The sequence below is a fragment of the Ideonella lacteola genome (assembly GCF_038066555.1).
Classification (GTDB): Bacteria; Pseudomonadota; Gammaproteobacteria; order Burkholderiales; family Burkholderiaceae_C; genus Ideonella; species Ideonella lacteola.
Window position 1 is genome coordinate 1 of record NZ_JBBUTG010000049.1, and the last position, 7,903, is coordinate 7,903.

A 7,903-nucleotide genomic window follows, 5' to 3' on the forward strand; every position below is an offset into this window, starting at 1 on the left:
ACGCCGCCGGCCCATCAGATCGACCCCATAAGTGTTCACGTGTCCGACTCCTTCTAAGCGGACAGATGTTCACTACCAGGGCGCTGTCAGATCAACATGTGTTCCCTGGCTGCTTACCGCATTCGCGACAATGTCCATGTTGAAGCGCCCGGCAATCCAAGGACAGCCAAGCGTCTGTCAAGCGCACCGTACTTGCTCGAAGCCCTCTGCCATTCTGGCGTTGGCCCGCTCGGTCATCCGGCGTCAGAATGCAGAAAGTCGCAGTTCAACAACTCGCCTACTGCTGGCCATCGAAATGCAACAAACAACCCGCAGCCTTCGTTCCGCCGAGTGCCACTTGCACCGCTGTGCCCCTCCGTTGGTAGCGTCGCGTTCCGGGCATCTCCTTGCTCAGTCGGGTTCGCCTAACCCCTCCGTCAAGGGGACCTGCCTGCGGCAGGCCCCTTACGTCGAACGTTAGGCAGCACGATGGCCACGTTCCGACGAAAAACCGTGCGAGACGATCCGGAGACGTTGGCAGATCTCTCCGCCAAGCACCAAGCGCTTCTCTCTGACGCCCTGGAGATGGCGAAGCAAAGATCCCAAAACAAGCCGCAGCTTGTACGCGAGATTCTCGCTACTGGCACCATCGAGGGTCTTTCGACAAACTTGAACTCCAAGGCTGCGTCGGTGAGCTATCGGGCCGTCAAGTACAAGCGCACTTGGCACACCCTCATCCCTTGGCAGAACCTCGAGCACACCACTGTCAAAGATGAGGCAGAGTCCATGATTCAAACGGTCGAAGCCAACATCCACATGACCGAAACCAACTCTTGGCCCCCTCTCCCGCCAGAACGCAAGAAGCCAAGGGCGGGCAAATGAACAGCGGGGCGATGCCTAACCCCTCCGTCAAGGGGACTGGCCTGCGGCCAGCCCCTTACGTCGAACGTTAGGCATCAAAAGGTAGCACGGCCGGTGAAGTCTCAGCGGCATGTCAATGGTTTCTGTGTGCCGGCTTTGTCGTAGGCGTGGGCTGTCCGTCCTTCGGCGGCCAGCGCGCGGTCCGTGGCTGTTCCCACCGTATTCAGGTCAGCTTGGGCACATGTGGGTGGCCGCAGCAGCACATCAAGGTCGCTGGAATCGCTTTCCTTGGTCACCGCCGGTGTTACTCTGTGGGCCATCTCTGCCAATGCACGCTTGCAGCGCTTTGCCAAGGCAGTTGAAGTCCTTCGTCCCGTTCGGTCAGCGTCGTAGCATTTGTCATGCAAGTCTCTTGCTCCGCCAACGCACGCCTCGTTTGGCGCCCAGGCGGGAAATACATGTCGGTGGCGGTAATGCGTTCCAGTCATCTCGGTGCTCTGGCCGCTCTGCCTAACCCCTCCGTCAAGGGGACTGGCCTGCGGCCAGCCCCTTACGTCGAACGTTAGGCATCAGAAGGCAGCAGGGCCGGTGAAGTCTCAGCGACATGTCCACGGTTTCTGGGTGCCTGCTTCATCGTCAGCGTGGTCTGTCCGTCCTTCGGCGGCCAGCGCACGGGCCGTGGCGGCTCCAGCCGTATTCAAGTCAGCTTGGGCACATGTGGGTGGCCTTGGCAGCATGCCAAGGCCGCAAGTTGCTCTGCCTGGTCAGCGCCGGTGGTACTCTGTAGGCAATCTCTGCCACGGCAAGCTTTTAGCGCTCTGCCGAGGCAATTGAAATACTTCTTCTCTTCCGGCCAGCGTCGTAGCATTTGTCATGCGAGTCCCTTGCTTCATCAACGCGCATCTCGCATGGTTGCCGGGCATGAAATACATGTCGGTCGTGGCGTTGCGTTCCAGGCATCTCGGTGCCCTAACCGCTCTGCCTAACCCCTCCGTCAAGGGGACTGGCCTGCGGCCAGCCCCTTACGTCGAACGTTAGGCATCAGAAGGTAACAAGCCGGTGAAGGCTCGCCGACATGTCAACGGTTCCTGGGTGCCGGCTTCATCGTCAGCGTGCGCTGTCCGTCCTTCGGCGGCCAGCGCACGGACCGTGGCAGCTCAAGCCGTATTCAAGTCAGCTTGGGCACATGTGGGTGGCCGCGGCAGCACGTCCAGGTCGCTCGAATCGCTCTCCCTGGTCACCGCCAGTGGTACTCTGTGGGCAATCTCTGCCAAGGCAAGCTTGCTGCGCTTTTCCAAGGCAGTTGAAGTCCTTCGTCTCGTCCGGCCAGCGTCGTAGCAATTGTCATGCAAATCGCTTGCTTCACCAACGCGCGCCTCGCTTGGCTGCCAAGCATGAAATACATGTCGGTGGAGGTCTTGCGTTCCAGGCATCTCGGTGCTCTGGCCGTTCTGCCTAACCGCTCCGTCAAGGGGACTGGCCTGCGGCCAGCCCCTTACGTCGAACGTTAGGCATCAGAATTCAACCGATGCACTCACTCAAGAACCTCATAGTCCTCGCTCTCGGGTTCGCTCTTTTGGCTTGCGCCAAGCCAATTCCAAAGGAGAAAGCCGCGTATGTCGGAGAGTGGCACGGAACAGCTATGGCCCTGCTCATCACTCAGGATGGTAGTGTTGCTTACCGCCGCCTTGAAGGTGGCGTCAACAAGTCGATCGACGCTCCGCTTAAGGAGTTTCAAGGAGACAACTTCGTTGTAGGCATTGGCCCAATGTCCACTACGTTTGTTGTCTCAGTTCCGCCGCACGCTGATGGCGACGCCTGGAAGATGACCGTGGACGGTGTGGAACTCACCAAAAAGCACTAACCGCATGCCGTTCTTCCTCGTTCAGTGTCGCTGGCCGCCAATGCCTAACCCCTCCGTCAAGGGGACGTCCCGCAGGCGGGCCGCCCCTTACGTCGAACGTTAGACCGCATGAGCACTCTTGCCGAGCGTCGTGCAGCGAACGACAAGCGCGTCGCGGACGACATCCGCGAGTACGGATGCCATGTGATCAGTGTCTTTGATCCTGAAGAGAAGCAACCGGCGTTCTCCTATTCGGTTGGCATTCAGGAAATGACTGGTGCCCCGGAAGCCATCGTCATCGGGGTGCAGCCGAGCTTGGGTCACTTCATGGTCAATGAGTACAACCGTCAAGTTCGAGCCGGCACCAAGTTCGAGCGCGGGGTGCTGTACTCAGGCTTCTTGGCAGGCTTCTCGATCTACATCGAACCCGTCAAGCCAAGCCGACTGCACGACTACGCACTTGGCTGCGATCGCTACTACAAGGGGAAGCCCTTCTCCACAGTCCAGCTTATCTATCCAACGACAACAGGTGTGTGGCCGTGGCAGGCAGGTGCTTCACAATGGTTCAAGAGCAATCAGGTCATGCTTGGCCGTCAGCGGCCCAACCGGCCGTGAGGTCTAACCCCTCCGTCAAGGGGACGTCCCGCAAGCGGGCCGCCCCTTACGTCGAACGTTAGGCGTCATGCATTGCCCTGTTTGCGCAAAGCGGGTCTCGGCCTATGCTGAGCAATGCTCGAGCTGCGGCACAAGTTTCACCGGTAGTGAGTGGCATCCAGTCGTCAGTGTCCCGGGTTTCCGTCGTCAGCGTGGTCTGAAGCGAACGCTGGCAATCTCCCTAATCACCGCCGCGTCTCTCTACCTTGCTGCAGTGTTCGTAGGCAGCGGGTTGGTGAAGGCACCGCGACATGTCCGAGCCTTCTTTGGGGCAACTCACTCTTCGGCTTGGGCTGTCCGTCCTCCGGCGGCCAGCGCACGGTCCTTGGTGGTTCAAGCCGTATTCAAGTCTACTGGGGCACATGTAGGTGGCCACGGCAGCATGCCAAGGCCGCAAGTTGCTCCGCTTGGTCAGCGCCGGTGGTACTCTGCGGGGCATCTCTGCCACGGCGATCGATCAGCGCTCCGTCAAGGTAGCTGAAATCGTTTGTCTCGTCCGGCCGGCGTCGTAGCACCTGTTATGCAAACACTCTGCTTTGCCAGTCACCGCCTCGTCTGGCCACTTGGCTTGAAATACATATCGGTTGTGGCATTGCGTTCCAGGCGTCTCGGTGCTCTGGCCATTCTGCCTAACCCCTCCGTCAAGGGGACTGGCCTGCGGCCAGCCCCTTACGTCGAACGTTAGGCATCAGAAAGCAGCAGGGCCGGTGAAGTCTCAGCGACATGTCCACGGTTTCTGGGTGCCAGCTTCATCGTCAGCGTGGGCGGTCTGTCTTTCGGCGGCCAGCGCACGGGCCGTGGTGGCTCCGGCCGTATTCCTGGCCGCGTGGGCACGTGTGGGTAGCCGCAGCAGCACGCTACGGTCGCTGGATTCGCTCTCCTTGGCCACCGCCGGTGGTACTCTGTGGGCCATCTCTGCCAAGGTCAGCGTTCAGCCCATTGCTAAGGCAGTTCAAGCTTTTCGTCTCGTCCGGCCAGCCTCGTAGAACTTGTTATGCAAGCACTCTGCCTTACCAGTCACCGGCTCGTCGGGCACCGGATTTGAAATACATGTCGGTTGCGGCATTGCGTTTCAGGTATCTCGGTGCGGTGGCCACTCTGCCTAACCGCTCCGTCAAGGGGACTGGCCTGCGGCCAGCCCCTTACGTCGAACGTTAGGGCTCATAGTCCATGCGAGACAGCATCCGTCGCATGTCGCTTGCAGAAGCCGCGGCCAACGCGCATTCACTGGCAATGGCTTATGCGAGCGCGCTCGGCATTGAAGGCACTTTGTCGCGTGTGGCGCCGGACGACATCGAAACTGAAACGAGGGGCAGGACACCTGTCTTCTGGTGTGCAGTCTTTGAAGGCGTGGCATCCGGCAAGCTCTACGATGGCCCCGTAGTCGTTCGCATCAATCTCGAGGCCGGTAACGTCAAAGCCATCGAGTCCCCCTAGTAGCCAACTCGATCGCCAATGCACAGTATTCCCACGTTCGATCACCATTCCTGAGCATTGTCCGCAGCCACCGCCATGCCTTTCGCCACGCCTGCCGAGAGTGAGGGCATCGCCTCTTCCCGGGTGAGCCCTAACCCCTCCGTCAAGGGGACCTGCCTTCGGCAGGCCCCTTACGTCGAACGTTAGGTGGCATATGGCACACATCGCAGGCCTCGTCACTGGAACCTTGCTCTTGCTGGCAGTGCTGAACCTGCAGCAGGCGCTCCATATCCCCGTCTGGTTTCAGGCAGTTCTGGCTGTTGCCTTAGGCGCTCTCAATGGTTACCTTTGGAGTTCCAAGGCCCCACCGCCCATTCCCCTGAGAGATGCCATCAAGTACGCCGCGCAATGGCTGGCGATCGTTCTCGCGCTTGCGGTTATTGATACCGCAATTGGAACGGCTGCGGGAGCGTCAACCGTCAGCGAGGCATTCTTGAACTCCGGCATGTTCGGTGGGCCGGCGGACCTCTTCCTTTTCCTTGCCGGGCTGTTTGTTGGGGCACCAACACTGGTACGGTCGGTGTTGCTACATCGCGTTCAAAATGCCACCTAACCCCTCCGTCAAGGGGACTGGCCTGCGGCCAGCCCCTTACGTCGAACGTTAGGTTGCATGAAGTGAACGCAGGCGTGAGAGGCATTGCCTCTTTTTCGTTCTTTGGAAGCAGTCCCGCTTTTGCTCAAGGAGCCGGTTCGTGGGCCAGCGGCGGTGACTTACTGGCAGTCCTGGTGGCCCTCATCGCCGTGCCGGTCGGTCTCCTTGCTGGCCTCGGCTGTACCGCGAGACTGCTGTCCTGCTCACACCGCAAGCTGACTTTCGTTCCGCTCTTGGCAGGCTTGATCGCAATTCCTCTTTCAGGCGGCTCAGCCAACGACTTCCTTTCCATGGCGTATCCCTTCCTCGCTGCATACATTCCCACAGTCATCATCGCGTGTGTTGCCGCTCAGTTCCTCGAGCGGTCCAAGCAGGGGCCGCTGTGACGCTGCAACCTAACCCCTCCGTCAAGGGGACTGGCCTGCGGCCAGCCCCTTACGTCGAACGTTAGGTGCTATGAGTTCCGACCCGTTGCTGGAGGAAGCACGCACCCTGTTCGGTGCGTTTCTCCCAGAAGACCTCGCCTCCAGGTTTTCAGAGCTGATATCGCGAGATCCCAAGCGGTGGTCAAAGATTGATCCCTGGCGGGTCTGGGAGCACATTGATTCAGAGGTAATCTCCGAGTGGAAGCAGAGCGCTCAAGCGCCCCTTGCAACCCCTTTGTTTTCGCTTCACGCTTCGGCTGAGGTTACGGTTTTGCGCTGTGGGCACGAACGGCCCAGAATTGAGCGGCTTCCGCTTGTGCAATCGCTGGTTGGAGACTCAAGCGTGTTTGAAGGATTCATCTCTGTCGTTCCAGGCAAGTTGGCGGTCGCAATCAATCACGATGGCATGTTGTGCGTACTCCACCGCTAGCACCTAACCCCTCCGTCAAGGGGACGTCCCGCAAGCGGGCCGCCCCTTACGTCGAACGTTAGCCGTCTGAGGGAGGCAAAGTGGGAGGTCAGTGCGCAGCGTCTTTGGCCTTGGCTCAGCACTTTGGCCATCACGGGCTCCAACCGTTATCGCAACAGGCTTCGCCCGCTGCTCGCGTTGCCACCGTTGTTGAAAACTGGTGCCTTCGGTCAAGCCGCATCAAGCGTGCAGCGCGGGGCCGAACAAGTCTGCCCCACGCCGCACCCTTGCTGCTTGGTGGCATTGCCTGTGATCGCCGGCCTTGTCGCTCATCGGATGGTGAATACCAAAGACAGTTTGGCCGCCGTCTCATGGCGTTGAGTTCGCAGCGCCTGGTCAGCAGGGTAGAAACAGCCCGTCAGCCAGCGTCGCGGTCTGGCTGGCCAGATGAAGCAGTTCAAGGTCTTCAGCGCCAGGCCAGCCGAGCCAAGTTGTCACGTCAGGGGTGGCAAACTCCGCTCATCGCCGGTTGGGTGCTCAATTCACAGCCGGCTAACCCCTCCGTCAAGGGGACCTGCCTTCGGCAAGCCCCTTACGTCGAACGTTAGGCATCAAAGACTTCAGGTGGGTGAAGGCGCGATCGCATACCGGAGCCTTCTGGTGGTGACTCAACCGTCTGCGTCGGCTGTCCGTCCTTCGGCAGCCAGCGCACGGTCCGCGGCGGTTTGCACCGTATTCAAGGCAGCTTGGGCACACGTGGATGGCCGCTGCAGCATGCCAAGGTCTCACGCTGTCCCGCGTGTCCGGCGCCGGTGGTACTCTGTGGGAAATCTCTGCCTCGCCGAGCCTTCAGCGCATTGCCGAGGTAGTTGGAATCCTCCGTCTCGTCCGGCCAGCGTTTTAGCACTTGTTATGCAAGCACTCTGCTTTGCCAGTCACTGGCTCGTCGGGCCACCAGGTTCGAAATACTTGCCGGTGGAGGCATTGCCTTTCGGGCATCTCGTTGCTCTGGCCGCTCTGCCTAACCACTCCGTCAAGGGGACTGGCCTGCGGCCAGCCCCTTACGTCGAACGTTAGGCGGCATTGGGGAGCGTTGGCTTGAAGCTGGAAGGCTATCGGCAAACTTGGCACGTTGAAGACGCGGCGAGTCTTGAAGCAGCATTGTCCTTGCGCGATGAGCGCGGCGGGGCTGATCTTTGGCTCTCGCCGGACGGCGCAGAGTACGCCTGCCTCGCAATTCGGATCGGTGGAAATGTTGGCGACGTTCACTTCCTTCCAGAATTCGATAATCCGGGGTACCGATGTCTGGGCGGCTCAGAGCTTCCTAAGAACGGGATAACCAAGCTCGTCTTCATGGGCTGCGATCCGGGAGATGGCGAGGAAGTGCCGAACGAATTCGTTGTCCCGTCCGCCACCATCGTAAGAGTGGCCAGAGGATTCCTTCTTGGTGAGCAGGTGCTGGACCTCGCGAAGTGGCTGCAACTGTGACGAAACGCATTCACAGCAAAATGCCGCCTAACCCCTCCGTCAAGGGGACTGGCCTGTGGCCAGCCCCTTACGTCGAACGTTAGGCATCAGATAGCAGCAGTCTGGTGAAGTCTCAGCGACGTGTCTACGGTTTCTGGGTGCCAGCTTCATCGTCAGCGTGGGCTGTCCGTCCTCCG

7 protein-coding genes are annotated in these 7,903 nt (G+C 59.9%); all 7 read left to right on the top strand.

Translation table 11 applies throughout. The features are described from left to right. Positions 1 to 468 precede the first annotated feature (468 nt). The 7 genes from AACH06_RS29655 (at position 469) to AACH06_RS29685 (ending at position 7,727) form a co-directional block, all read left to right on the top strand. Positions 469 to 861, top strand: a complete 393-nt coding sequence (locus tag AACH06_RS29655; RefSeq protein WP_341429437.1) for a hypothetical protein — start codon at positions 469 to 471, stop codon at positions 859 to 861. Between the two features lie 1,507 nt (positions 862 to 2,368). Further along, a complete protein-coding gene (locus AACH06_RS29660) occupies positions 2,369 to 2,704 on the top strand; it encodes a hypothetical protein (RefSeq protein ID WP_341429438.1) in 336 nt (111 codons plus the stop codon). Positions 2,705 to 2,812: 108 nt separating this feature from the next. Further along, on the top strand, positions 2,813 to 3,298 hold the full coding sequence (locus AACH06_RS29665) for a DUF4262 domain-containing protein (protein WP_341429439.1): 486 nt from the start codon (positions 2,813 to 2,815) through the stop codon (positions 3,296 to 3,298). Positions 3,299 to 4,528: 1,230 nt separating this feature from the next. After that, positions 4,529 to 4,774 (top strand): hypothetical protein, encoded by a 246-nt coding sequence (locus AACH06_RS29670; RefSeq protein WP_341429440.1) that lies wholly within the window; start codon positions 4,529 to 4,531, stop codon positions 4,772 to 4,774. A gap of 193 nt (positions 4,775 to 4,967) precedes the next feature. Beyond that, the gene (locus AACH06_RS29675) at positions 4,968 to 5,366 is read left to right on the top strand and encodes a hypothetical protein (protein WP_341429441.1); all 399 of its coding nucleotides are present in this window, start codon (positions 4,968 to 4,970) and stop codon (positions 5,364 to 5,366) included. A 53-nt stretch (positions 5,367 to 5,419) separates the two neighbouring features. Continuing rightward, positions 5,420 to 5,791: a hypothetical protein gene (locus tag AACH06_RS29680; protein ID WP_341429442.1), complete on the top strand. Its 372-nt coding sequence runs from the start codon at positions 5,420 to 5,422 to the stop codon at positions 5,789 to 5,791. 1,546 nt (positions 5,792 to 7,337) lie between these two features. Continuing rightward, on the top strand, positions 7,338 to 7,727 hold the full coding sequence (locus AACH06_RS29685) for a hypothetical protein (RefSeq protein ID WP_341429443.1): 390 nt from the start codon (positions 7,338 to 7,340) through the stop codon (positions 7,725 to 7,727). The last annotated feature ends 176 nt before the right edge of the window (positions 7,728 to 7,903 follow it).